Consider the following 25887-nt stretch of genomic DNA (forward strand, 5'->3'; position numbering starts at 1 on the left):
GTTTTTGTCTGAACTGATGTTGTGCTGGATATAAATCCGCTGTAGCCAACATATCAAAAAAAACTATTGCAGCAATATGAACGTTTGCGTCGGCACTCTGAAGAAAAGTCATCCAGGGCAAAATGTCAGAGGAAAATGCTATGGAAATTTACAAACGCGGCAGGATCGGCAAAAGAGGCTGAAAAACGTGACACAAGTCACCGAATTTAGCTTTTCAAAATTTTTTTAGCGGGGGGAGGACTCCCCCCGTCAGATCATTTTACGATGGTTTTCACGCCGTCAGCGGTGCCGATCAGCGCCACATCCGCGCCACGGTTGGCGAATAGCCCTACGGTCACTACGCCTGGGATAGCGTTGATGGCATTTTCCAGCGCAATCGCGTCGAGAATTTCCAGACCGTGAACGTCGAGGATCACGTTGCCGTTGTCGGTGACGACGCCCTGACGATATTCCGGACGACCACCCAGCTTCACCAGCTGACGAGCAACCGCGCTTCGCGCCATCGGGATCACTTCGACCGGAAGCGGGAAATTACCCAGAATGTCGACCCGCTTGGAGGCGTCCGCGATGCAGATAAACTTGTCCGCAACGGAGGCGATGATTTTTTCGCGCGTCAGCGCCGCGCCGCCGCCTTTGATCATCTGCATGTGGCCGTTGATTTCATCCGCGCCATCAACGTAAATCCCCAGACGATCCACTTCGTTGAGATCGAAAACGGTAATGCCGAGGCTTTTCAGCTTTTCCGTGGAAGCATCAGAGCTGGAAACCGCGCCCTCGATTTGCCCCTTCATCGTGCCCAGCGCATCGATAAAGTGTGCCGCGGTTGATCCCGTACCGACACCGACAATGGTACCCGGCTGCACGTACTGGAGAGCGGCCCATCCTACTGCTTTTTTCAGTTCATCCTGCGTCATGATCGTTTTGCCTGTGGTGTGAAAACTCAGGGCGCATTATAGAACACGTCGAATGGAATTCGTCTGTCACGAAGGGAAAATTGTGTCATAGTGCAGAATAACCAAAATTAAGGAGCCAGCCAGAGCAATGAAACGTCCGGACTACAGAACACTACAGGCACTTGATGCAGTTATTCGTGAACGCGGTTTTGAGCGCGCGGCGCAAAAGCTTTGCATCACCCAGTCCGCCGTATCACAGCGTATAAAACAGCTTGAAAACATGTTCGGCCAGCCGCTGCTGGTGCGTACCGTCCCGCCACGTCCAACCGAGCAAGGTCAAAAGCTCCTCGCCCTGCTGCGCCAGGTTGAACTGCTGGAAGACGAGTGGCTGGGTGACGAACAAACGGGCTCTACGCCGCTGCTGCTCTCTCTGGCGGTCAACGCCGACAGTCTGGCAACCTGGCTGCTGCCGGCCCTTGCGCCGGTATTAGCGGACTCCCCTATCCGCCTGAACTTACAGGTTGAAGATGAAACTCGTACCCAGGAACGCCTGCGTCGCGGTGAAGTGGTTGGGGCGGTCAGTATCCAGCCTCAGGCGCTGCCAAGCTGTCTTGTCGATCAGCTGGGCGCCCTGGACTACCTGTTTGTAGGTTCAAAAGCCTTTGCCGAACGCTACTTCCCGAACGGCGTCACCCGCGCCGCGCTGCTGAAAGCGCCCGCCGTAGCGTTCGATCATCTGGACGATATGCATCAGGCGTTCCTGCAGCAAAACTTCGATCTGCCGCCGGGCAGCGTGCCGTGCCATATCGTTAACTCGTCAGAAGCCTTTGTGCAGCTTGCGCGTCAGGGCACCACCTGCTGCATGATCCCGCATCTGCAGATTGAGAAAGAGTTGAAAAGCGGTGAGCTGATTGACCTAACGCCGGGGCTGTATCAGCGTCGGATGCTCTACTGGCACCGTTTTGCGCCGGAAAGCCGCATGATGCGCAACGTCACCGACGCGCTGCTGGCGTTTGGGCACAAGGTGCTGAGACAGGATTAAAAAATAAGCCGGGTGGCGGCTTCGCCTTACCCGGCCTACAGGTTACTGAGCCGGTTTCGGCTGTGCTGCAACAGGTTCCAGCTGGAACACCACATCCACCTGATCGTCGAACTGAATGGTTGGCTGCTCATAGGTTTCCTGAGCAGAAACCGGGGCTGCATCAGCCTTCATCATGCGTACCATCGGGCTTGGCTGGTAGTTAGAGACGTGGTAACGCACGCTGTAAACCGGGCCGAGCTTGCTCTTAAAGCCAGAAGCCAGCTGCTCCGCCTGATGGATTGCATCATCAATCGCGGCTTTACGCGCTTCGTCTTTGTATTTCTCCGGTTGCGCAACGCCCAGCGAGACGGAACGAATTTCATTCAGCCCCGCTTTTAACGCGCCATCAAGCAGCGAGTTCAGCTTATCAAGCTGACGCACGGTCACTTCCACGGTACGTACGGCACGGTAGCCTTTGAGAATGCTTTTCCCGTTCTGGTAGTCATAATCCGGTTGGGTACGCAGGTTAGCGGAACTAATATCTTTTTTACCTACGCCATTCTGCTCGAGGAAAGAGAGATATTGCGCAACACGATCGTCAGCCTGCTTCTTGGCAGATGCCGCATCTTTCGCAGCCACATTGACTTCAATTGCCAGCGTTGCAACATCGGGTACCGCGTCCACGCTTGCGGTGCCTGAAGTGACGATGTGCGGGCCATCCGGCAGTTCACTTGCCTGCACCGACACCGCACCAAAACTTACTAATGCCGCCAGGGCCATCACCTTAAACTTCACTGTTATTCCTCCATGTTGCGAAGAGTGCCCATTAACAGGGCGCATGCCAGCAAGCTTAGCGGGTCTTGTTCAGTTGTCCATAAGACAAGGATTAGATGAACAATTCCTGAACGTGGTGAATTCCCTCTTTAGCCAGCTGAAAAGCAATAAACCACATCACCAGCCCCACCAGCGTGTTGATGATGCGCTGGGCTTTGGCCGTACGCAGACGAGGTGCCAGCCATGCCGCCAGAATGGCGAGACCGAAGAACCAGAGGAAAGAGGCGCTGACCGTGCCAAGCGCAAACCAGCGTTTCGGCTCAACGTCCAGCTGCCCGCCCAGGCTGCCCAGCACCACGAAGGTATCCAGATAAACATGCGGGTTAAGCCAGGTAACTGCCAGCATGGTGACGATAATCTTCCAGCGGCCCTGCTTCATGACTTCCGCGCTCGCCAGTTCGAGGTTGCTGCTCATCGCGGTTTTCAGGGCACCAAAACCGTACCAGAGCAGAAACGCCACGCCGCCCCAGGTGACCAGCGCCAGCAGCCACGGAGACTGCATCAGCAATGCGCTGCCGCCAAAAATCCCGGCACAGATCAGCAGTAAATCGCTTACCGCGCACAGCAGGGCAATCATCAGATGATACTGGCGGCGAATGCCCTGGTTCATCACAAACGCATTTTGCGGACCGAGGGGAAGGATCATGGCCGCACCTAAGGCAAGCCCTTGAAAGTAATAGGATAACATGACGAAATTCTCACAGTTTTGTTCTGGAATCAGACTATACTGCGCGAATTGCATTAGAGGAAATGGATAATATTAATTGGGTATTAGCAGTACTTATAAAAATAAAGCCCGGTGGCGCTAGCGCTTACCGGGCCTACGGGTGAAATTATTCTGCTTCTTTGACTTTTTTGACGTTTACGTCCATCTGCGGGTACGGGAAGCTGATGCCGTTGGCGTCGAAGTCGCGCTTGATGCGTTCCAGCACGTCCCAGTACACGTTTTGCAGATCGCTGCTCTTGCTCCAGATACGCACCACGAAGTTAATTGAGGATGCGCCCAGCTCGTTCAGGCGAACCGTCTGCTCTTTGTCTTTCAGAATGCGATCGTCTGAAGCAATGATGTTGCTAATCAGCGACTTCACCTGATCGATATCGGAGTCGTACGCCACGCTGATAATCAGTTCGTTACGACGCACCGGTTCACGGGAAAAGTTAATAATGTTGCCCGCGATGATTTTCCCGTTCGGCACGACCACGATGCGGCCATCGACGGTACGCAGGGTCGTTGAGAAAATCTGCACCTGCAGCACGGTCCCGGCAATGCCGCCAAGGTCAACGTATTCGCCGGAGCGGAACGGACGGAAGGTGACCAGCAGAACGCCTGCCGCCAGGTTTGAAAGCGACCCCTGCAGCGCCAGACCAATAGCCAGACCGGCGGCACCGAGAACGGCAATGACGGAGGCGGTCTGTACGCCCACACGGCCCAGCGCCGCAATCAGCGTAAAGGCGATAATTCCGTAGCGCACCAGCGCAGAGAGGAAGTCAGCCACCGTGGCGTCAATGTGACGGGCCAGCATTACGCGGTTAACCGCGTTCGATACGATACGCGCCACGATCATCCCGACGATGATGATGGCAATCGCCGCGACGATGTTCACGGCATAGCTCAGCAGCAGCGCCTGGTTGCGTACCAGCCAGTTACCGGCGTTATTGATGCTGTCTACAACATCGAGTTGTTCCATTTATTCTTCCTTTTGTTAACCCAAAACACAAAATCCATCCCCCATGGAGACAGGCAGGTCCGTAAAGGGTAAACAAAAAGCGCAAGTATTGCCAAACAGATCACAAAAACAACCCCAGCAGGGTATTGAAAAAGCATAAAAAAAGGCCCGCATTTGCGGGCCTTCTGATGCTGTTAGCAGCTCAAATTACAGAACGTCTACCGCGTTCAGCTCTTTGAATGCCTGCTCCAGACGAGTAATCATAGAAGTCTGGGCAGCGCGCAGCCATACGCGTGGATCGTAGTATTTCTTGTTCGGCTGGTCTTCGCCTTTCGGGTTGCCCAGCTGGCCCTGCAGGTAAGCTTCGTTCGCTTTGTAGTACTGCAGGATACCGTCCCAGGTTGCCCACTGGGTGTCGGTATCAATGTTCATTTTCACTACGCCGTAGCTTACGGAATCTTTGATTTCCTGAGCAGAAGAACCGGAACCGCCGTGGAAGACGAAGTTCAGGCTGTTGTGCGGCAGGTTGTGTTTCTTAGAAACATATTCCTGAGAATCACGCAGGATAGTCGGGGTCAGAACCACGTTACCTGGTTTGTAAACGCCGTGTACGTTACCGAAGGACGCTGCGATGGTGAAGCGTGGGCTGATTTTGCTCAGCTCGGTGTAAGCGTAATCAACGTCTTCTGGCTGGGTGTACAGTGCAGAAGCGTCCATGTGGCTGTTGTCCACGCCGTCTTCTTCACCACCGGTGCAACCCAGTTCGATTTCCAGGGTCATGCCCATTTTGGCCATGCGCGCCAGGTATTTGGAGCAGATTTCGATGTTTTCGTGCAGTGACTCTTCAGACAGGTCGATCATGTGAGAAGAGAACAGTGGCTTACCGGTTGCCGCAAAGTGTTTTTCACCCGCGTCCAGCAGACCGTCGATCCACGGCAGCAGTTTCTTCGCGCAGTGGTCAGTGTGCAGGATAACTGGAACACCGTAGTGTTCAGCCATCTGGTGTACGTGGTGCGCACCAGAGATAGCACCCAGGATTGCAGCACCCTGAGGAATGTCAGTTTTCACGCCTTTACCTGCGATGAACGCAGCGCCGCCGTTAGAGAACTGAACGATAACTGGAGCTTTAACTTTAGCAGCAGTTTCCAGTACGGCGTTGATGGAGTCGGTACCCACGCAGTTAACTGCTGGCAGAGCGAAGTTGTTTTCTTTAGCTACCTGGAACACTTTCTGTACGTCATCACCAGTGATAACGCCAGGTTTTACGAAATCAAAAATTTTAGACATGTTGCTTAGTCCTGTATCTTCGGCCGTTAGAAAAGGTGCGAGCTCTTAAAAGCGCGCTGAAAATTGGGCAGGTTTCCCTGCCCTTGAATGGCTTACTTCTTAGCGCGCTCTTCGAGCATTGCTACTGCTGGCAGTACTTTGCCTTCCACGAATTCGAGGAATGCGCCGCCACCAGTGGAGATGTAGGAGATCTTGTCAGCGATACCGAACAGGTCGATTGCTGCCAGGGTGTCACCACCGCCTGCGATAGAGAACGCTTCGCTGTCTGCGATAGCGTTAGCAACGATTTCAGTACCTTTGCGGAAGTTCGGGAATTCGAACACGCCAACAGGACCGTTCCACAGGATAGTTTTTGCGTTTTTGAGGATTTCAGCCAGTTTCTGTGCAGAAACGTCGCCCAGATCCAGAATCTGCTCTTCATCTTTGATGTCGTTAACAGATTTCAGGGTCGCGGTTGCGGTTTCGGAGAACTCGGTCGCTACGCGAACATCAGTTGGAACCGGGATATCGCAGGTGCTCAGCAGGCGTTTGGCTTCGTCAACCAGGTCTGCTTCGTACAGGGATTTGCCCACATTGTGGCCCTGAGCGGCAACGAAGGTGTTCGCGATACCACCGCCAACGATCAGCTGGTCAGCGATTTTAGACAGGGAATCCAGAACGGTCAGTTTGGTAGAAACTTTAGAACCACCAACGATAGCCACCATTGGACGAGCAGGTTCTTTCAGTGCTTTACCCAGCGCTTCCAGTTCGTCAGCCAGCAGAGGACCGGCACACGCTACGTCTGCGAATTTACCGATACCGTGGGTAGACGCCTGAGCGCGGTGAGCCGTACCGAAGGCATCCATCACGAATACGTCGCACAGTGCAGCGTATTTTTTGGACAGCGTTTCGTCGTCTTTCTTCTCGCCTTTGTTGAAGCGAACGTTTTCCAGAACCACCAGTTCACCGGCAGCAACTTCAACGCCGTCCAGGTAATCTTTCACCAGGCGAACCGGGTTGGAAAGTTTGTCTTTCAGGTAATTAACCACTGGCAGCAGAGAGAACTCTTCGTTGTACTCGCCTTCAGTTGGACGACCCAGGTGGGAGGTGACCATCACTTTCGCGCCCTGCTTCAGAGCCAGTTCGATGGTTGGCAGAGATGCACGGATGCGCGCGTCGCTGGTCACTTTGCCATCTTTAACCGGTACGTTCAGATCGGCACGGATGAAAACGCGTTTACCAGCCAGATCCAGATCGGTCATCTTAATTACAGACATGGTGAATCCTCTCGTTGATTCTTAAAGTTTTGCAGACGCACAATGCGTCTTACCTGAAACCTTGAGCGGCCATTGCTAACGTGGTGTCGAGCATTCGGTTAGCAAAGCCCCATTCGTTATCACACCAGACCAGCGTCTTGATAAGGTGTGCACCACTGACTCTCGTTTGCGTGCCATCAACGATGGCGCTGTGCGGGTCGTGGTTAAAATCTACTGAGACCAACGGTAATTCCGTATAGTCAACTATACCATGAAATGCCCCCTGTGCCGCTTTTTGCAGCAACAGGTTGACTTCACAGGCTTTTACCGGTTTTTTCACCGTCACGCTAAGGTCGATTGCAGTGACGTTAATCGTCGGGACACGCACAGCAATCGCTTCAAACCGATCGTTAAACTGCGGGAAGATTCGGGTGATCCCTGCCGCCAGTTTCGTATCCACCGGAATGATTGACTGGCTCGCCGCGCGAGTGCGTCGTAAATCCGGATGGTAGGCGTCGATAACCTGTTGATCGTGCATGGCGGAATGAATCGTGGTCACGGTGCCGGATTCAATACCATACGCATCGTCTAACAGTTTGATGACCGGAATAATGCAGTTGGTGGTACAGGAGGCGTTGGAGACAATACGGTGTTCGGCCTGCAGCTCATGCTGGTTGACGCCAAACACGACGGTCGCGTCGAGGTCGTTACTGCCGGGATGAGAAAACAGGACTTTTTTTGCACCAGCAGCCAGATGCGCCTCGCCATGTTCTCGGTTGCCGTAGACACCGGTACAGTCAAGCACCACATCCACACCCAGTTCACGCCAGGGTAGCCCGGAGATGCTGTTCTCATGCAGCACACGAATAGCGTCATCGCCCACAAACAGCTGATCTCTTTCCTGGCGTACATCCCAGGCAAAGCGTCCGTGGCTGGTGTCATATTTCAACAAATGCGCCATGCCCGTAGCATCCGCCAGTTCATTGATTGCCACCACGGTTATTTCCGCCCGACGTCCGGATTCATACAAAGCACGAACCACGTTACGTCCGATGCGACCGAAGCCATTAATCGCTACGCGTACGGTCATAGATCTCCTGCAAAGCAATCCCTGAGTTTGAGGTGGCTGAAAGAGTAATCCAGCTACGCCCGAAGGGGAATCCTTGCTGTCACAAACTGCGATTGATTGGTCAATTGTCGAACATTTAATCGACTGAAACGCTTCAGCAAGAATAAGCGAATCGGGGAATAAAAGGAATGTCTGTCCAGATGAATAAGCGAGCTATATGACTTGCGTCACATTTTAGGTGGAATAATGTCTACAAAAAAGCCGGGTGGCGCGCTAGCGCTTACCCGGCCTACTTTCGCGCCATTTGTAGGCCCGGTAAGCGCTAGCGCGCCACCGGGCAAAACAGCAATTACAGCAGTTCTTTCGCCTTCGCGACAACGTTCTCAACGGTGAAGCCGAACTCTTCGAACAGCAGCTCTGCCGGAGCAGACTCACCGAAGGTGGTCATGCCGACGATAGCGCCGTTCAGACCCACGTATTTGAACCAGTAGTCAGCGATACCCGCTTCCACTGCCACACGCGCGGAAACCGCTTTAGGCAGGACGGATTCACGGTAAGCGGCATCCTGTTTGTCGAACGCATCGGTAGACGGCATGGAGACCACGCGCGCTTTCACGCCTTCGGCAGTCAGTTTTTCCCACGCTGCAACAGCCAGTTCAACTTCAGAACCGGTGGCGATGAAGATCAGCTCAGGCTGGCCCGCGCAATCTTTCAGCACGTAACCACCGCGAGCGATGTTCGCCAGCTGCTCTGGAGTACGTTCCTGCTGTGCCAGGTTCTGACGGGAGAGGATCAGCGCGGTTGGACCGTCCTGACGCTCAACGCCGTACTTCCACGCCACCGCGGATTCAACCTGGTCACATGGACGCCATGTGCTCATGTTCGGGGTGACGCGCAGGGAAGCCACCTGCTCTACCGGCTGGTGAGTTGGACCATCTTCGCCCAGACCGATGGAGTCGTGGGTGTAGACCATCACCTGACGCTGTTTCATCAGCGCAGCCATACGCACGGCGTTACGTGCATATTCAACGAACATCAGGAAGGTAGAGGTGTACGGCAGGAAACCACCGTGCAGGGAGATACCGTTGGCAATCGCAGTCATACCGAATTCACGTACACCGTAATGGATGTAGTTACCGGCAGTATCTTCGTTGATTGGCTTAGAACCAGACCACAGGGTCAGGTTAGATGGCGCCAGGTCAGCGGAGCCGCCGAGGAATTCAGGCAGCAGAGGACCGAATGCTTCAATCGCATTCTGAGACGCTTTACGGCTCGCGATTTTAGACGGGTTCGCCTGCAGCTTAGCGATGAACTCGTTCGCTTTCGCGTCGAAGTCGGACGGCATGTCGCCTTTCATACGACGGGTGAATTCAGCCGCTTCCTGCGGGAACGCTTTCGCATAGGCAGCGAACTTCTCGTTCCAGGCCGCTTCTTTCGCCTGGCCTACTTCTTTTGCATCCCACTGAGCGTAGATCTCAGATGGGATTTCGAATGCAGGGTGTTTCCAGCCCAGCGCTTCACGGGTCAGTGCGATTTCCGCATCGCCCAGCGGCGCGCCGTGGGAGTCGTGCGTACCCGCTTTGTTCGGCGAACCGAAGCCAATAATGGTTTTGCACATCAGCAGGGACGGTTTGTCCGTCACAGCGCGCGCTTTTTCCACTGCACGTTTAATCGAGTCAGCATCGTGGCCATCAACGCCACGCACAACGTGCCAGCCGTAGGCTTCGAAACGTGCTGCGGTGTCGTCGGTGAACCAGCCTTCAACGTGACCGTCGATGGAGATACCGTTGTCGTCATAGAACGCAACCAGTTTGCCCAGCTTCAGGGTACCTGCCAGGGAGCACACTTCGTGAGAAATGCCTTCCATCATGCAGCCGTCGCCCATGAACGCGTAGGTGAAGTGGTCTACGATGTCGTGACCAGGACGGTTGAACTGCGCCGCCAGCGTCTTCTCGGCAATCGCCATACCCACAGCGTTAGCAATACCCTGACCCAGCGGGCCGGTGGTGGTTTCTACGCCAGCGGTGTAACCCACTTCCGGGTGACCTGGAGTTTTAGAGTGCAGCTGACGGAAGTTTTTCAACTCTTCGATTGGCAGATCGTAGCCGGTGAGGTGCAGCAGGCTATAGATCAGCATAGAGCCGTGGCCGTTGGACAGCACGAAGCGGTCGCGGTCAGCCCATGACGGGTTCTGCGGGTTGTGGTTCAGGAAATCACGCCACAGGACTTCGGCGATATCAGCCATACCCATAGGGGCCCCTGGGTGGCCGGATTTGGCTTTCTGTACTGCGTCCATGCTCAGCGCACGAATAGCATTAGCAAGCTCTTTACGTGAGGACATTTTAACTCCAGATCGGACTGTTAAAGGCCATGCCCTTGACGACAGCGCGTTTTGGGCTACGCCGGAAAAAAGTGCCAACAATGTAACCCAAGCCGCAAGGCATGTACATGGAGCATTCTTTTGCTTGTTAAGAAATCTCTGGATCATGCTCGCATGTTGCGCAATCTACTCGCCCGGCTCTGTCGATATTCCTTATACTTAGCCCGACACCGGCTTCGCTGACGGTGCACTTTTCAGATTTTATTCAGATTAACGAGTACGGAAGCAATCTCATGAAAATGCGTGCAATAGTGCTGGCCCTGGGTACAACGCTCCTGCTGAGCGGCTGTCAGAATATGGATTCTAACGGTCTGATGACGTCAGGCGCAGAGGCCTTTCAGGCCTATTCCCTGAGCGATGCACAGGTGAAAGCGCTGAGCGACCAGGCCTGTAAAGATATGGACGGAAAAGCCACCCTTGCGCCGGCTAACAGTACCTACACGCAGCGTCTGAATAAGATTGCTTCCGCGCTGGGCGACAACATCAACGGCCAGCCGGTGAACTACAAGGTGTACATGGCGAAAGACGTGAACGCCTTCGCGATGGCGAACGGCTGTATCCGCGTCTATAGCGGGCTGATGGACATGATGACCGACAACGAAGTGGAAGCGGTCATCGGCCATGAAATGGGCCACGTTGCCCTGGGCCATGTGAAGAAAGGGATGCAGGTTGCCCTGGGCACCAATGCCATCCGCGCAGCGGCGGCCTCAGCGGGCGGTATCGTTGGCAGCCTGTCGCAATCACAGCTTGGCGACGTGGGTGAAAAGCTGGTTAACTCTCAGTTCTCACAGCGTCAGGAGTCCGAGGCGGATGACTACTCCTACGATCTGTTGCGCAAACGCGGCATTAATCCATCAGGTTTAGCCACCAGCTTTGAAAAACTGGCCAAGCTGGAAGCGGGACGCCAAAGCTCCATGTTTGACGATCATCCGGCCTCAGAAGAGCGCGCACAACATATTCGCGACCGTATGGCCGCAGACGGAATTAAATAATTTTGGAAGGAGGCAGATTTGCCTCCTTTTTATTTCGCATGAATTGTTAACTTAACAGCACGTATCGATAACTCCCCTGAAAGCCCCGCCAAATCTGCACTATCACATTGAAATGTCTGGTCACATAATTATTGCAAAGGTAACTTTTTCCAGTAATTATCATCCTGCAGTTATTCAAATTAATATATCCAGACAGAGACGTTCCCTCCGTGAAAAAAGAATTATCATTAATTGCTTTAAGTTTATTTGCCGCATTACCTGCCGCTGCAAGCCAGCAATCCGACAGCCGGGGTTTCATTGACGACAGCCATCTGGATCTGTTTTTACGCAATGCGTATATCAGCCGCGACTACCATCAGGGCCAGCAGGATAAAGCCGAATGGGGCCAGGGGATCATCGCCACGTTTGCATCCGGCTATACCGAAGGGCTGGTGGGCTTTGGTGTGGACGGTATTGCTCAATACGGCGTGCGCCTGGACGGCGGCCGTGGTAAAAGCGGCGCGGGCGGCATCGACTTCTTTAAGCAGGAAGACGATGGCCGGGCAAAATCCGATCTGGCAAAGTTTGGCGCAACCGCCAAAATGCGCATATCAAACACCGTCCTGAGCTACGGAAATCAGCGTCCCGAGCTGCCTATCATCAATGCCGACAGCTCCCGTCTGCTGTTTGAAAGCTACACCGGCACCATGCTGACCTCGAAAGAGATCGACGGTCTGGAAATCAACGCCGGTTACTTCACCGACGAGCAGCGTAAAAGCGATGACCGCCACGACAGCGGGCTGAAGAGCCTCTCCTTCGGCGGTGCAAGCTATCAGTTTAACGACCAGTTTAGCGGCGCGCTGTACGCCTCTCATAATGAAGAGGTGATGAACAAGCAGTACCTGGGTATGAACTTCAAACAGCCGTTCAGCACCGGGCAGCAGCTGGTGCTCGACTTCAACGGCTATAACTCCCGTCTGGACCAGGGTTACGCGGACAGCCTCGACACCGGCCGCAGCAACACCATCTGGAGCCTGGCGGCGAGCTACATCTGGGACATTCACACGTTCAAAGTGGCGTACCAGCAGAGCAGCGGCAGCACCGGCTACAACTACGGCGGCTATCGCGACAAGGGCGGCGTGGGTGACGGCGGCAACACCATCTGGCTGGCGAACTCCTACTGGTCTGATTTTAACGGCGAAGACGAACGCTCCTGGCAGGCATCCTACGGTCTGGACTTTGCCGGCCTTGGCTTACCGGGCCTGAGCTGGACCACCGCCTACGTGCGTGGCGACAACATTAAAACGTCTGAAACCAGCAACGGCAAAGAGCACGAGTGGTTTAACCAGATCCAGTACAAGGTCCAGGATGGCCCGGCGAAAGACCTGACGCTGCGCCTGCGCTACTCCGTCCTGCGCGTCTCCAGCAACGCCAGCGAGTACAACGTGGGCGGGGATGAGATCCGCGCTTACGTGGAATACCCGTTTAACGTGTTCTGATGAAAAAAAGCCGGGTGGCGGCTTCGCCTTACCCGGCCTACAGTTTTCTCCCTCTCTCTGTGGGAGAGGGGAAACAGCTAGTAAAGCGTCTTCTGCGGCGGCCCGGCAAACTTCAGGGCGCCAATATGCTCCATTCGCACTTCCACCACCGACGGTCCCGGCATCGCCAGCGCCTCCGTCATCACGGCATCAAAATCTTCTGCTCGCTCAACGCTCCACGCCTGCAGGCCAATCGCCTGTGCCAGCAGGGTGAAGTCCGGGGTGTGCAGCTCGTTGTAATACTGCCGCCCGCCGAAATATTTATCCTGAATGCCGCGCATGACCCCGTACCCGCCATCGTTCATGATGAGCAGCGTCACGTTGGCTTTTTCCTGCGCCAGCGTCGCCAGTTCGCCAAGATTCAGGCTCAGGCCGCCGTCGCCCACCAGCCCCACAACCTTACGCTGCGGGTTAGCAATCGCGGTGCCGATCGCCATCGGCAGCCCCATGCCGATCGCCCCGGCCAGGGAGTGAATGTTCATCAGCGGGCCACTGGCGCGGAACAGTCGGCTCCCCCACAGGCTGCCGGAAACGGTAATATCGCGCACCAGCAGGCCATTTTTCGGCAGCGCTTTCTCAATGGCGTCGTTGAGTTTCGCATAGGCGCCGCACTGCTCGCGCAGCCCCTGTTCGGCTTGCTCAACCGCCTGCTGCACCTGCATATCCCATTGGGCACTGCCCCACTCGCGGCCCTGAATTTTGTCGGCAAGCGCGCTAAGTAAGGCTGAACAGTCGGCTATCAGCGTGTTATCCATCAGATAGTTACGGCTGGCCGCCGCCGGGTCGATATCAATCTGCACGCGCGGGGACGGCAGCTCAAGCGTCCAGGAGCGGGTTTCGTTGCTGCGCAAGCGTGAACCGGCGACCAGGGTAAAATCACACTGCGCGATAAGCGCTTCCACCGACGGCGAGTTGTGGAACGCCCGCAGGCTGGCGCGATGGCTGTCCGGCAGCACGCCGCGCGCGTGAGTGCTTGAGATAACGGTGATGCCCGCATCCGCCAGTTTTTTCACGGCGTCAGCGCTGCACAGCGCGCCGCCGCCCAGCCACAGCAACGGCTGTTTTGCCTGCTTAAGCTGCATCCACAGCGCATCGACAATGGCTGCATCAACGTTTCCCCCCGACGCCGGCTTGACCGGGGCGGTCACCAGCGACAGCGGGATTTTCGCCCCCTGAATATCAATCGGGATCTCCACGGAGACCGGCCCGCACGGCGGCGTCCGGGCGTCCTGAATCGCTTTATGCAGAATCGCTATCGCCTGGCTGGCGTTGCTGATGCGGTACGCCCGTTTTGAGCTGGCCTTCAGGAAGGTCAGCTGGTCGCGGGTTTCGTGGATAAACCCGGTGTCGGCGTCCAGCCAGGCTTTCTCTACCTGCCCGGTTAAATGCAGCAGCGGCGTGCAGGCATTCATCGCTTCCACCAGCGCGCCGACCGCGTTACCCGCCCCCGCGCCGGTGCTGGTCAGCGCCACGCCGAGGCCGGAAAAGCGCCCGTGGGCATCGGCCATGGTGACGGAACCGGCCTCGCCGCGCGCGGGCACAAAGCGGATGTTGCCGCGCTGTCCTATTGCATCCGCGATCGGCAGGTTGTGAATGGAGATGACGCCGTAGATGGCCTCAACCTGATACTGCTCCAGCGTTCTGGCGATGGCGTCGCCGACGGTTATCATTTCGCTCATTGCTCACCCTCTCTCAGTCGCACCAGTGGTTGACGCTGTTACCCGTCGCCAGATAAATGCTCTTCTGCAGCATCCAGGCTTTCAGCCCCTGAATACCCTTTTCGCGGCCCAGACCGCTCTCTTTAAAGCCCCCGAACGGGGTCGAAATCGCAAAGACCTTGTAGGTGTTGATCCACACCGTGCCCGATTCGAGCTGCTCACTCAGGCGCAGCGCGCGCCCGGTATTCCGCGTCCAGATCCCCGCCGCCAGGCCGTAAACCGAGTCGTTCGCCTCGCGGATAAGAGTGGCTTCATCGCGAAACGGCATCGCCACCAGCACCGGACCGAAGATCTCCTCCTGGCAGGCGCGGGCGCCGTTGCCCAGCCCTTCGATAATCGTGGGCTGGAAAAAGCTGCCGTTAGCAAGATTAGGATCGGCCGGGATCTCCCCGCCGCACAGCACGCGGCCCCCCTCGCGCTTCGCCAGCTCGACATATTCCTGCACGCTCTGACGATGCCCGTCGTTAATCAGCGGCCCAACGTGGACGCCGTCTGTAAACGGGTGCCCGACGCGCAGCCCGCGAGTTAATTCCAGCAGCCGCGCCATCAGCGGGGCGTAAATGCTCTCGTGGATAAACAGCCGCGAACCGGCAATACACGCCTGCCCCGCCGAGCTGAAAATGCCGTAGCAGATCCCGCGCGCGGCCTGTTCGATATCGGCATCCTCCAGCACGATGGTCGGCGATTTGCCGCCCAGCTCCAGCGAGGCCGGGATCAGTTTTTCCGCCGCCACGTGCGCCAGATGGCGGCCAGTGGTGGTGCCGCCGGTAAAGGAGATTTTGCGCACTTTAGGGTGGCGCGCCAGCGCATCGCCAATCACCGAACCTTTGCCCGGCAGCACGCTCAGCAGCCCGGCGGGCAGCCCGGCCTGCTCAAATATCCGCGCCAGCTCCAGCGCCATCAGCGGCGTGGCTTCGGCGGGCTTGAGGATCACCGCGTTCCCGGCGGCAATCGCCGGCGCGACCTTCTGCATTTCGCTGGCAATTGGCGAGTTCCACGGCGTAATGGCCGCCACCACGCCGAGCGGCTCATAGCGGCTCAGCGTCAGCAAATCAGGCTGACGCGGGGTCGGAAGCTCGCCTTCCAGCAGCTCGCAGGCGGCGGCAAAGTAGCGCGCCGTTCCCGCCGCGCTCATTACCAGCCCGCGCGCTTCCGCCAGCGGCTTGCCGTTATCGCGGCTCTGCATCTGCGCCAGTTCATCCACGCGAGATTCAATCAGGTCGGCAACCTTATGCAGGATCTTCGCGCGGACGTGCGGCAGGCTGTTGCGCCAGGCTGGCTCCCGCCAGGCGCGCTCTCCGGCGTCAATCGCCTCCTGCAGGTCATCCAGACTGGCGGCATTCAGCGTCGCGTTGATCGACCCGTCAGCCGGGAAGTGGCTCTGCATCGGGTTGCCGCTGCCGCGACGCCAGTGACCGCCAATAAAAATCTTCAGATCGTCCATCGTCACTCCTCAGCTCAGGGCCAGCTCGCGGCAGGCGCGAACCGCGCTGAGTGCCGCCAGGGTGGAGGTTTTCGGGTTGCTGGCCAGCGGCAGCCCGCTCAGCTCCAGGTGGAACTCGCCAAACATCCCTTCGACGTGCAGCGTGTGGGTGTTGCGTTTCGTGGCCGGGTCGACCATCAGCTGTACTCGCGTGTCGTCCATTCCCACGCCGCCGAGCGCCACGGTTGCCGCCACGTTGGCATTGGCCGGAAACAGACGCGCCGCCTCGCGGGCGCTGCCCTCGAAGAAGACCTTTGCTTCAGAAACTGAATTGAGATCGATGAGCTGTTCGGCGTAGCTGCCGCGCCAGCTGGCCGGACTTTTACGTGACCGGTAGGTCACGCGCTCAAGTCCGCCCTCTTTCGCCGCCGTCAGCCCGTCGATACCGGCCACCGCACCGGAAAGCAAGGTCAGTTTTCCGCCCGCAGCGAGCAGACGTTGCTCCAGCGCGCTGTCCGCCAGCGCGCCGGTGGAGATCGCTGCCAGATGCCAGCCCCGTCTTAAAATCGCTTCGCCGTACTGCGCCACCGCCTGCTGGCTGGCGCACTCCAGGACCAGGTCCGGCGTTTGCGCGCAATCCATCGGAGAGGTCAGCGCCACCACCGCATCGCCAAACTGCGCCTGAATCGCCGCATGGTGGGCTTCACGCGCCACAATCCAGCCGATAGCCACGCCCTTGGGCAGACGCTCAATCACCGCCTGCGCCATGGCACCAAAACCAATCAACATAACCTTTTTCATGATGTGTCCTTACAGATGGCGGCAGAAGCCGCCGGAAACGTCCAGCGCCGCGCCGGTGGTAAACGAGGCCAGCGGCGAGGCGAGGAACAGCAGCGCCTGCGCGGGCTCCTGCGGCTTGCCGAGGCGCGCCATCGGAATGCCACGCTTGCGCGCGATATCCGCCGTCCATTCCGGCCAGCTCTGGCTTTTGTCCGCCCGGTTTTCAAAGCGGCGCTGCCACTGGCCGGATTCCACCATGCCGAGCAGAATGGAATTGACGCGAATACCTTTGCCCACCAGCTCTTTCGAGAGCGTGAGCGTCATGTTCAGCAGCGCGGCACGGGCGGCAGAGGTGGCAATCATGTGCTCCTCGGGCTGCAGCGCCAGCAGGGAGTTCACGCAGGTGATAGAGGCGATGTCGGACTGTTCCAGCAGAGGCTGAAATGCCTGTACCGGGTTGATCACCCCAAACAGCTTCAGCTCGGCTTCGTGCAGCCACGCCTCGCGCGGAGTATCCTGGAAGTGCGCCACGTAGCCCTGCCCGGCGTTGTTGATCAGCATGTCCGCCGCGCCGAAGCGCGCCTGGACGGCGTCCGCGAAGGCCCGCATGTCGTCAGCGTTCAGCACGTCGCAGCGGTAAGAGAAAACCTCCCCGTCGGGGTATTCGTTGTGCAGCGCCGCGTGGGCGCTGGCGAGACGGTCAGGGTCGCGGCCGCAGAAGGCCACTTTTGCCCCCTCGCCCAGCAGCAGGCGCAGCGTTTCAAAGCCAATACCAGAAGAACCGCCGGTAACGACCGCTACGCGCCCGTCAATTTGTGCATTCATCGCGCACCTCTTCGTTAATGCGTAAAAGCTGTTGGTTAAAAAACGCGTCGTTATCGAGATAGCTGGCGTGCCCGGCCTGGGGGATCGCGATAAACGGCATGCCGTAGCGCAGCGCCAGCCCCTGCACCAGCTCGGGCTGCGTGATGGCGTCCTGCTCGCCGCACCAGACTTCAAAGCGGCCCGGGTAGCGCTTAAGCCAGCCGTGAATGTCGTCATGTGCCAGCATCCACGCGGCGGCGAGGTAACCTTCAAGGCGCAGCCCGCGCATGCCCGCCGCAACGGTGGCGATATCTTCCGCCCGCGCGCCGGGGCGCAACAGTTTCGCGGCGCGGGTCTGGGCGAGGATCTCACCGCCCAATGCCATCTGCTGTTCGCGGCTGCGCCAGACCTGCTCGCGCTGCGCCGGTGCGGCATTGCCGTAGCCCTGCGCGGCGTCCGCCAGCACCAGATGGATGACGCGATCCGGGAACTTCGCCGCAAAGGCGCTGGCGACCAGTGCGCCGAGCGAATGGCCGACCAGCACCGCCTGCCAGACGCCCGCGCGGTCAAGCATCGCCGCCAGCGCGTCGGCATAATCCCCCGCGTTTGCCCACTCAACCGCCAGCATCGGGCTTTCGCCATAACCGGGCATGTCCCACGCCAGCACGCGAAAACCTGCCAGCGCCATCTGCTTATGCCAGGAGGCCGCGCCGGAACTGATGCCGTGCAGCAGCATCAGCGGAATGCCGCTTCCCTGTTCACGAAAACCCGTCATCATGCCCCCTTAGCTCCGTTTCACTTTCGAAAGCGGATGATCGGATGGATAGGTCGGGATTTCTGGCTTGTTGGTCCCCAGCATGACGCACATCAGCGCCTCTTCTTCCCCGTGGTTGAACAGCCCACGATAGATGCCCGGCGGGACGGAGATCAGGTCACGCTCGCGCAGCACGGTTTCGGTGTAGTTATCGCCGTCCTGGATCATCAGCGTGATCTGCCCTTTAAGCATGAAGAACACCTCTTCCACGTCGTCGTGCAGGTGCAGCGGCCCTTCGCACTTCGACGGAAGCACCATGGTGGAGAAGGTAAAATGGTCCGCCTGCACGGTGTTGGTATCGTTCGCCACGCCCGTTGCGCCGGTGCCGATATAGCGCATCTGCGCCCGGCGGTATTTCGGGTCAAAGTCGGCCTGGAACTTCAGCGCGTTCCAGTCGTACTTGCGCCCTTCGAAGCGCGCGATGCGCGACTCGATCCACTCTTCCATCGTCAGATGGTCAGGTTTGATGCCCGTTGTGTTGGTTACGGTTGAATCAGTCATGACACTCTCCTCAGTAACGTCTCAGCAGCGGCAGTAACAGGACGCAGCCCACCGCCGCCATCACTGCCAGAAAAATCAGCCCGGAATCCATGCTGTGGGTGAAGGCGATTAGCGCCCCCATCACCGCTGGCGACAGCGCGCCCGCAAAGTTTCCCAGCCCGTTGAAAATGCCGCCCGCCGTGGCGCTCACCCGCGGATGGGTGGCCTTTGCCAGCAGGGCGAAAATGTTGGGTGCGCCGGTGCCCCACATAAAGGTGCTGAAGCTCATCGCCGCGATGACGGCCAGCGGGGTGTCGAGGTGCATCACCGCCGCCAGTCCTGCCGCCGCGCCCGCCATCGAGATAAAGCAGGCCGCCGCGCGCTTATCGACCCGGTCAGAGAGCCACGCGCCAATGACCTCGCCCGCCAGCATGGCGATGAACGGCATCGACGACAGCCAGCCCGCGTGCTCCAGATGAATGCCTTTGCCCTTGATGAGGTAGCCCGGCAGCCAGCCGTTGATACCCCACAGGTAGGTCAGGAAGGCGATGTTAAAGATGCAGATGATCCAGAAGTGCGGGCTGACAAACAGCTCACGCCGCGCCGCGCGCCGCTCGTCCTGGGACGCCTGCGAGGTGCCGGGTTTCGCCTCCAGGCGGATCCCGCGCAGACCGACGCGCACAAAGATCAGCACCGGCACGGTGAGCATCGCCATCACGAAGAAGGTGCTCTGCCAGCCGAAGGTGTTCAGCAGCCAGAGGGAAAGCGGGAAGCCAATCGCCGCGCCGACCGGCGTGCCCAGCAGCCAGAGCATGGTGGCGCGCGCCTGCAGATGCTGCGGGAAGTTGTGGCGCACGATGGCGAAGGCCAGCGGGAACAGCGGCCCTTCCGCCACGCCCAGCAAAATGCGCAGGACGATCATCAGCGTGTAGTTATGGGTAAAGCCCATCGCCACCATCAGCACGCACCACACCGCCATCATCCCGGTGAGCAGGCGCAGCGGCGCGATTTTGTCGCCTAAGCCGCTTAAAAACACCGACGAAAAGCCGTAGCTGAGCAGAAAGGCGCTCATCAAAATGCCGAGGCGCGTGGTGTCGAAATCAATGCCCATCGCCTGCTGGAAATGGGTATCTGAAAAGAGCGCCGCGATGCTGATTTTGTCGAAAAACGCCAGCAGCACGCAGGCCAGCAGCGACAGCGGGATGGCCCAGCGCACCGCTTTTTCGGGCGTGCAGGTTCCCTCACCGCTCGCCTCAGCGGGCGCGGTGTTGGTCTCTAATGTGGTCATGTCTCCCCCTACGGGTGCGGGTTAGCTATCGCAGTGACATCAGTGAAAAAGCCGGGTCGCCGAGCGGTACATCTGATAAATCCCGCCCCGTTGCCATCCAGCGCTTCGCCAGCTTGACGGTGCGCGCGTCGTTGAACGCCACCAGCTGCGTCAGCCGCCCGTTGTCGTCCAGCGAGAAGTACAGCGTCTCTTCACGCACTACCGTTCTGCTGCCCGGCTGCGGAATGCCGAGGATCTGAATGTTGTGCTGATATTGATCCGACCACAGCCACGGCGCGTCGTCGTAGCCCGGCGCATCGGGGTTGAGCATCGCTTTCGCCGTCGCCACCGCCTGGTTCTGGGCGAAGGCCCAGGACTGGATGCACAGGCCGTAGTGATGATGCTGCGCCACATCGCCGGCGGCAAAGATGAACGGATCCGACGTTCGCCCCCGGGCATCCACGACGATACCGCGTTCAGTCTTCAGCCCCGCGTCGCGGGCCAGCTCCAGATTGAGATCGACGCCGATCCCGACCACCACCGCATCAAAGGTTTCACGCTGGCCGTCGCAGTGGATAACCGGCAGGCCGTTATCGTCCTCCAGCTCCAGCGCGCCGCAGCCGGTACGGATATCCACGCCCTGCTCGCGGTGAAGGGCCTCTAAGCGCTGCGACACCTCGCCGCTCACCGAGCGCATGCAGAGCGCGGGCTGCTGCTCGAACAGGGTGACCGCCACGCCGCTTTTCCGCGCGGACGCGGCAATTTCCAGGCCGATCCAGCCGCCGCCGACAATCGCCAGGGTTTGGCTTTCCGCCAGCCGACCTTTCAGGCGCTGCGCGTCCTGCCAGTGGCGCAGGGTATAGACCTGCGGATGCGCCGCCCACGCCTCACCCGGCACGCGCGCCCGCCCTCCGGTGGCAATTAAAAGAATGTTGTAACTAAGAAGCTCGCCGTTGCTTAAATGCACCGTTTTCGCCTCGCGGTCGATCTGCTCCGCGCGCAGCGGTCGGTACCAGGTCAGGTTCAGCGCCCGCTGCGCCTCGTCGGTAAACAGCCTTGGGAGCGCCGCGTCCGGCTCCAGCAAAGACGCTTTTGACAGCGGCGGGCGTTCGTAGAAATCCCACTCTTCTTCCGCCACCACGCAAATCTCGCCGGCAAAGCCCTCGTCGCGCAGGGTTTTCGCCGCCCAACCGCCCGCCTGGCCGCCGCCGATAATGACAATGCGCGACGTCATACCGCCTCCGGCTTTTTCTGCTGGCGGCGCGTGTCGTGGTCGATGCCGCCTTCCACCGCCCACTCGGTAAAGGAGACCAGCGAGTGCTCCAGCTCACGCGGCTGCCAGTTTTCGGTCAGATAATCGTCGTTGGTGTAATACTCAAACGCCCCGCCGGTCGGGCTGTTGACGTACCAGAAGTACGCCGATGACACCGGATGGCGACCCGGGCCGATGAAGGTGCTCCATTCATTTTTATTCATCGCGATACCGCCGCCGATCACCTCGTGGATGTCGCGTACGGTAAAGGCCACGTGGTTAAGGCCGCGCCTGCGGTTCGGCAGCTGCAGCAGGAACAGGTTGTGATGGCCGCCGCGCGCGCCGCAGCGCAGGAACACGGCGCGGTTGATGTAGCGGTCCGAGACCTGGAAGCCGAGCACCTCGCGGTAGAATTTTTCCACTGCGGCCAGTTCTTCCACGAAGAACACCACGTGCCCCACGTTGATGGGCTGGGCGCGATCGTAAACCGGGCTGGGGGTGTCGATACGGCGGGCGTCGCCCCACTGGTTGATCGGCTCGACGTTCAGCTCCACGTCGGTCTGCTGGGTCACCTGCACGCGCAGCGTCATGCCGTTCGGGTCCAGGCACTCCAGCGCGTCACCCACTTCGCGAAAGCCGGGCTGCTGCGCCAGCTTCGGGCGCAACGCATCCAGATCCGCCTGCGTGGCAACCGCCCAGGTCATGCGGCGCAGGGTGTTGCCCGCTTCAAACGCCGGCGGCAGGTCGGGGCTGTCGATCGGGTTAAGCTCCACGCGCGCGCCGCTCAGGGTGGTAAAACGCTGGCCGCTGGCATCGCCCGTCAGGCCAAAATCACGCATAAATTTGGCGCAGTGCGTCAGGTCCTCTACGCCAAATTCCAGCTTTTCAATTCCGGTTACACTCATCGTTCGTTGCCTCATCTGGCCCAAATTGGGCGTAAAACATGCCCGACGCAGCAAAGCGCCTGACGTTAACTCACTGATTTAACTGGCCTGTGACAGATACCCTAAAAAGCCAGAAATTTTATCCGCCGCGAGGCGAACCTCATTTTGCAGGCGCTCGCGGTCGGCCTGCGGGATCTCTTCCGACGGCACCAGAATGCTGACTACCGCCGCCACGCGTCCGCTTCGGTCATACACCGGATAGACGATGGAGGAGATGCCGTGGCGGAAGAAGGATTCGCCGATCACGTAGCCGCGGGCTTTGTCCTGTTGCACCATCTGCCACAGGGCTTCGCGGTCGTGAAGCTGGCCCGGCGTGTTGCCCGGCAGACGCTCGTGCGGGAACAGCTGTTCAAACTCGGCGCGGGAAATATCGGTCAGCAGCATGCGGCCGAGCGAGGTGCAGTGCACCGGCAGGCGGGTGCCGATGCTGACCTGGTTGATGCGCGACCCGGCGGCGCTGACGCGGGCGATGTAGATAATGTCGCGCCCGTCGCGGATCGCCAGGTGGCTGCTGCACTGGCTCACGTCGCGCAATTGCTCGATCACCGGCTGGCCAACCTGCGCCACGTCCAGCGAGGCGATGTACTCAAAGCCGAGGCGCAGCACGTTCATGCCCAGCGAGAAGGTATTGGTGCGCGCGTTGCGCTCCAGAAAGCCCATGAACTCCAGGGTCTGCACCACGCGGTAGGCAGTGGCCTTCGGCATATCCACCAGCCGGTGCAGCTCGGCAAAGGTCAGTTCGCGATGCTGCTCGCCGAAGGCCAACAGCAGCTGCAGGCCGCGCTCCAGCCCCGGCACCAGATACTTCACATCCCGATCGTTTGCCATCATCGCCCTACCTTAGTTAAAGACAAAACCGCCGTTGACCGGGATCAGCTGCCCGGTGATGAACCGCGAGAGATCGCTGAGCAGCCAGACCACGCAGCCGGTGACATCTTCCGGCTGCTGCGCGCCCGTTAACGCGCGACCGTTTTCGTAAAGCTGATGCCGCTCGGCCGGAACATATTCGGTCGCCTCGACGCGGGTTAATCCCGGGGCGATGGCGTTGATTCGAATGCGTTTTTCACCCAGCTCGCGCGCCATCGAGCGGGTCATGGCAATCACGGCACCCTTGCTGGCGACGTAGGCCATCAGGCGCGGCGCGCCCCACAGCGCGGTATCGGACGCCACGTTTACAATTCCGGCCCCTTCGCGCAGCAGCGGCACGGCGGCGCGCGTCACCAGCCAGGTGCCTTTGACGTTCACGCTCATCACGCGGTCCCACAGGTCAGGATCGTAATCGAGCATGTTTTTGCCGCCCACGCCCGTCGCCATCGCCGCGTTGTTCACCAGGCCGTCAATCTGTCCCTGCTCGCCAATGGCGCTAAAGACCTGCTCGATGGAATGCGGATCGGCCAGATCGATGACGTGCGATTCGATCGCATAGCCCTGCTCGCCCAGCCCGTGCGCGCTTTCAGCCAGCTCGCCTTCGAGGATGTCGCACATCACCACTGCGGCGCCCTGCTCCGCGCAGGCTTTGGCAAAGTGATAGCCCAGCCCGCGCGCGGCGCCGGTCACCACGATGCGCTTGCCGCTCAGCAGCCCGTTCATCAGGCGGCACCCTGCTGTTCTTCGCGCAGCGCCAGCTGCTCTTTCGCGGCCTTTTGCATCATGCGGCGCAGGCGGGAGAGGCCGACGTCGTGCTGGTAGAGGTATTCATGGTCGCGGGCGTTTGGGGCCAGGCTTTCCAGCACCACGCGGTCCTGCTCCAGCACTTCCCAGTGCAGTTTTTCAAGGCGGTTGCGGTACATGAAGCGCCACATATCGCGCTGCCAGCCCTGCACGCGGCGGATGCGCCAGAAGAAGACGCGGCAGTTGTCGTTATCTTCCGGGACTACCATGCCGACGATAAAGAAGTGGCCGCCCGGCCCAAAGCGCTTCTTGTAGGGAATAGAGAGGCGCATCCAGCAGGTGCCGCTGTTGCCGAGCTCAACCCAGTCGAAGTTGACGCCGCTCTGCCCTTTCTTCTCAAAGATGAAGCCGGTTTTGGTCGGCTGGAGCACCATGTCGGCCTTACGATCCCCTTCCGCCATTGAGTGCGACGATGAATGCAGATAGGTGCCGTGCATCGGGTCCATCACGTTTTCCAGCGCGTACTGGTAGTTGCACTTCCACGCGGCGGTGCAGAGGAAGTTGCTGAAGTTCTCCGTATCGGCAAGTTCATCCGGGAAGGTCAGTTCATCCGGCTGCTGGTCAGCGGTGACGCCAAACCACAGGAAGATGGCGCCGTGCGCCTCCTGCACGTTATAGCTGCGCACGCACTGCTGGCCGACCAGCGGGCATTTGTCCACGGCGGGCACATCTTTTACCTCACCGTTGCCCGCCACTTCCACGCCGTGATACCAGCAGGCGATGCGGTCGCCGAGGTTCCAGCCCATCGACAGGCGCGCGCCGCGGTGCGGGCAGCGGTCTTCCAGCGCCTGCACCTGGCCGTCTTTATTGCGCCAGACCACAATCTGCTCGCCCAGGCGGGTAATGCCCACAGGAGCAGACTGCACTTCCCAGCTTGCCAGCACCGGATACCAGAGGCCGCGCAGGCCTTTATCGAGATAGTTTTGTACGGTCGTCGTCATCGCGTTGTCCTCAGTAGCCGTTAACCTGTAAGAATGCCTGGAAGCTGGCGTCGCTCCACGGCTCGCCCTGCTGGTCGTGCATGCGCACCGCGTTCAGGCCGTTTACCAGCTCTGGCAGGGTTTCAACGCCCTGTTCGAAGAGATTTTCCAGCGTGGCAATCAGGTTCACCTCCCAGCTTTCCGGCACGCGGCTGCGGGTTTGCCAGATCAGGTTTTGGTACTCACCCGGCTTATGGATGGCGCCGTTGCCGCCCTCCGCCGGCGGAGTAAACTGACGGCTTTCCGGCAGCGCCGGGTTATAGTTCAGGGTGTCGCTCATGCCACGGTCTCCTCGACGAAGGTAATCTGGATTTGGTTTTCAAAGACCCGAACCGGGTAGCGGTTGAGGTTGCGACCTCCGGGTCCGTGCAGGCACTGGCCGGTTTTGACGTCAAACACCGCCTCATGCAGCGGGCATTCCACTTTGCCGTCTTCCACAAAGCCCTGGCTCAGCAGGGCATAAGCGTGCGGGCATACGTCTTCCAGCGCGTAATATTCACCGTCAATCAAATAAACGCCGATCTCTTTACCGTCTACGCTGCCGCTAAAAGGAAAATCTTCCTGTACTTGTTCTGCGTCACATACGCCTATCCAGCTCATCACGATCCTCCAGGCTTTTGTTTCATATATGAAACTCTGTTTCTTATTTAATACGGTCAATATAAAAGCGATGAATGTTTCGTCAAGCGGCAATGTGACGAATTTGTTAATCAAACGGGTATTAATTAACTAAGTGTGCAAAGGATCACGAAAAAATGCAGCAATATGAAATTTTCATTATTACGGCGTGATAAATACGATTTATTAATGCCCTCGACATTTCAATAAAAGATATTGACTTCTTTTCTTTTTGTTCATT

General features: G+C 58.5%; 25 protein-coding genes. 3 read left to right on the forward strand and 22 right to left on the reverse strand.

What is annotated here, in order from left to right; genetic code table 11:
* Positions 1 to 254: 254 nt before the first annotated feature.
* Positions 255 to 914, reverse strand: coding sequence for a ribose-5-phosphate isomerase RpiA (gene rpiA / locus L370_RS19200; RefSeq protein WP_023333319.1), 660 nt, complete (start codon positions 912 to 914; stop codon positions 255 to 257).
* 127 nt (positions 915 to 1041) lie between these two features.
* Here rpiA and argP point away from each other — a divergent pair, with 127 nt between their 5' ends.
* On the forward strand, positions 1042 to 1935 hold the full coding sequence (gene argP / locus L370_RS19195; protein WP_003860089.1) for a DNA-binding transcriptional regulator ArgP: 894 nt from the start codon (positions 1042 to 1044) through the stop codon (positions 1933 to 1935).
* 42 nt (positions 1936 to 1977) lie between these two features.
* Here argP and L370_RS19190 read toward each other — a convergent pair whose 3' ends face one another.
* From L370_RS19190 to tkt, 7 genes are all read right to left on the reverse strand, one after another.
* Entirely contained in the window at positions 1978 to 2709 is a 732-nt protein-coding gene (locus L370_RS19190; RefSeq protein WP_023333320.1) for an oxidative stress defense protein, read from the reverse strand.
* Between the two features lie 91 nt (positions 2710 to 2800).
* Positions 2801 to 3436, reverse strand: coding sequence for an arginine exporter ArgO (gene argO, locus L370_RS19185; RefSeq protein ID WP_032640682.1), 636 nt, complete (start codon positions 3434 to 3436; stop codon positions 2801 to 2803).
* A 145-nt stretch (positions 3437 to 3581) separates the two neighbouring features.
* Positions 3582 to 4436 (reverse strand): small-conductance mechanosensitive channel MscS, encoded by an 855-nt coding sequence (gene mscS / locus L370_RS19180; protein ID WP_023333322.1) that lies wholly within the window; start codon positions 4434 to 4436, stop codon positions 3582 to 3584.
* 186 nt (positions 4437 to 4622) lie between these two features.
* Positions 4623 to 5702 (reverse strand): class II fructose-bisphosphate aldolase, encoded by a 1080-nt coding sequence (gene fbaA, locus L370_RS19175; protein WP_014885155.1) that lies wholly within the window; start codon positions 5700 to 5702, stop codon positions 4623 to 4625.
* A gap of 92 nt (positions 5703 to 5794) precedes the next feature.
* Entirely contained in the window at positions 5795 to 6958 is a 1164-nt protein-coding gene (gene pgk / locus L370_RS19170; protein ID WP_023333323.1) for a phosphoglycerate kinase, read from the reverse strand.
* Between the two features lie 49 nt (positions 6959 to 7007).
* Positions 7008 to 8027: an erythrose-4-phosphate dehydrogenase gene (gene epd, locus L370_RS19165; protein ID WP_023333324.1), complete on the reverse strand. Its 1020-nt coding sequence runs from the start codon at positions 8025 to 8027 to the stop codon at positions 7008 to 7010.
* Positions 8028 to 8355: 328 nt separating this feature from the next.
* Entirely contained in the window at positions 8356 to 10347 is a 1992-nt protein-coding gene (gene tkt, locus L370_RS19160; protein WP_023333325.1) for a transketolase, read from the reverse strand.
* Positions 10348 to 10619: 272 nt separating this feature from the next.
* Here tkt and L370_RS19155 point away from each other — a divergent pair, with 272 nt between their 5' ends.
* Together L370_RS19155 and L370_RS19150 are read left to right on the forward strand one after the other, a co-directional pair.
* Positions 10620 to 11378, forward strand: a complete 759-nt coding sequence (locus L370_RS19155) for a metalloprotease LoiP (RefSeq protein WP_021242066.1) — start codon at positions 10620 to 10622, stop codon at positions 11376 to 11378.
* Between the two features lie 209 nt (positions 11379 to 11587).
* On the forward strand, positions 11588 to 12856 hold the full coding sequence (locus L370_RS19150) for an OprD family outer membrane porin (protein WP_023333326.1): 1269 nt from the start codon (positions 11588 to 11590) through the stop codon (positions 12854 to 12856).
* Between the two features lie 77 nt (positions 12857 to 12933).
* Here L370_RS19150 and L370_RS19145 read toward each other — a convergent pair whose 3' ends face one another.
* The 14 genes from L370_RS19145 to L370_RS19080 form a co-directional block, all read right to left on the reverse strand.
* Positions 12934 to 14574, reverse strand: a complete 1641-nt coding sequence (locus tag L370_RS19145; RefSeq protein ID WP_023333327.1) for a thiamine pyrophosphate-binding protein — start codon at positions 14572 to 14574, stop codon at positions 12934 to 12936.
* Positions 14575 to 14587: 13 nt separating this feature from the next.
* Complete coding sequence (locus L370_RS19140; protein WP_023333328.1) at positions 14588 to 16057, reverse strand: aldehyde dehydrogenase; 1470 nt, start codon at positions 16055 to 16057, stop codon at positions 14588 to 14590.
* Positions 16058 to 16066: 9 nt separating this feature from the next.
* The gene (locus L370_RS19135) at positions 16067 to 16837 is read right to left on the reverse strand and encodes an aspartate dehydrogenase (RefSeq protein ID WP_023333329.1); all 771 of its coding nucleotides are present in this window, start codon (positions 16835 to 16837) and stop codon (positions 16067 to 16069) included.
* 9 nt (positions 16838 to 16846) lie between these two features.
* Positions 16847 to 17641 carry an SDR family oxidoreductase gene (locus L370_RS19130; protein WP_023333330.1) on the reverse strand — a complete coding sequence of 265 codons (795 nt, stop codon included), beginning with the start codon at positions 17639 to 17641 and terminating at the stop codon, positions 16847 to 16849.
* Complete coding sequence (locus L370_RS19125; RefSeq protein WP_032666529.1) at positions 17625 to 18395, reverse strand: alpha/beta fold hydrolase; 771 nt, start codon at positions 18393 to 18395, stop codon at positions 17625 to 17627. Before L370_RS19125 ends, L370_RS19130 begins: the two co-directional genes overlap by 17 nt.
* A 9-nt stretch (positions 18396 to 18404) precedes the next feature.
* The gene (locus tag L370_RS19120) at positions 18405 to 18935 is read right to left on the reverse strand and encodes a cupin domain-containing protein (protein ID WP_023333332.1); all 531 of its coding nucleotides are present in this window, start codon (positions 18933 to 18935) and stop codon (positions 18405 to 18407) included.
* A gap of 10 nt (positions 18936 to 18945) precedes the next feature.
* Entirely contained in the window at positions 18946 to 20202 is a 1257-nt protein-coding gene (locus L370_RS19115) for an MFS transporter (RefSeq protein ID WP_023333333.1), read from the reverse strand.
* 25 nt (positions 20203 to 20227) lie between these two features.
* Entirely contained in the window at positions 20228 to 21415 is a 1188-nt protein-coding gene (locus L370_RS19110; protein WP_023333334.1) for an NAD(P)/FAD-dependent oxidoreductase, read from the reverse strand.
* Positions 21412 to 22338 carry a VOC family protein gene (locus L370_RS19105; protein WP_023333335.1) on the reverse strand — a complete coding sequence of 309 codons (927 nt, stop codon included), beginning with the start codon at positions 22336 to 22338 and terminating at the stop codon, positions 21412 to 21414. Before L370_RS19105 ends, L370_RS19110 begins: the two co-directional genes overlap by 4 nt.
* Positions 22339 to 22416: 78 nt before the next feature.
* Positions 22417 to 23205, reverse strand: a complete 789-nt coding sequence (locus L370_RS19100) for an IclR family transcriptional regulator (protein ID WP_032641016.1) — start codon at positions 23203 to 23205, stop codon at positions 22417 to 22419.
* Positions 23206 to 23217: 12 nt separating this feature from the next.
* Positions 23218 to 23967: an SDR family oxidoreductase gene (locus tag L370_RS19095; protein WP_023333337.1), complete on the reverse strand. Its 750-nt coding sequence runs from the start codon at positions 23965 to 23967 to the stop codon at positions 23218 to 23220.
* Positions 23967 to 24989: an aromatic ring-hydroxylating oxygenase subunit alpha gene (locus tag L370_RS19090; protein WP_023333338.1), complete on the reverse strand. Its 1023-nt coding sequence runs from the start codon at positions 24987 to 24989 to the stop codon at positions 23967 to 23969. Before L370_RS19090 ends, L370_RS19095 begins: the two co-directional genes overlap by 1 nt.
* 10 nt (positions 24990 to 24999) lie before the next feature.
* Entirely contained in the window at positions 25000 to 25308 is a 309-nt protein-coding gene (locus L370_RS19085) for a recombinase-like helix-turn-helix domain-containing protein (protein ID WP_023333339.1), read from the reverse strand.
* Positions 25305 to 25628, reverse strand: a complete 324-nt coding sequence (locus L370_RS19080) for a Rieske (2Fe-2S) protein (RefSeq protein WP_023333340.1) — start codon at positions 25626 to 25628, stop codon at positions 25305 to 25307. The genes L370_RS19085 and L370_RS19080 overlap by 4 nt, the downstream gene beginning before the upstream one ends.
* Positions 25629 to 25887: the final 259 nt, after the last annotated feature.

Origin of the sequence: Enterobacter sp. MGH 24, assembly GCF_000493015.1 — a bacterium.
Lineage (GTDB): Bacteria > Pseudomonadota > Gammaproteobacteria > Enterobacterales > Enterobacteriaceae > Enterobacter.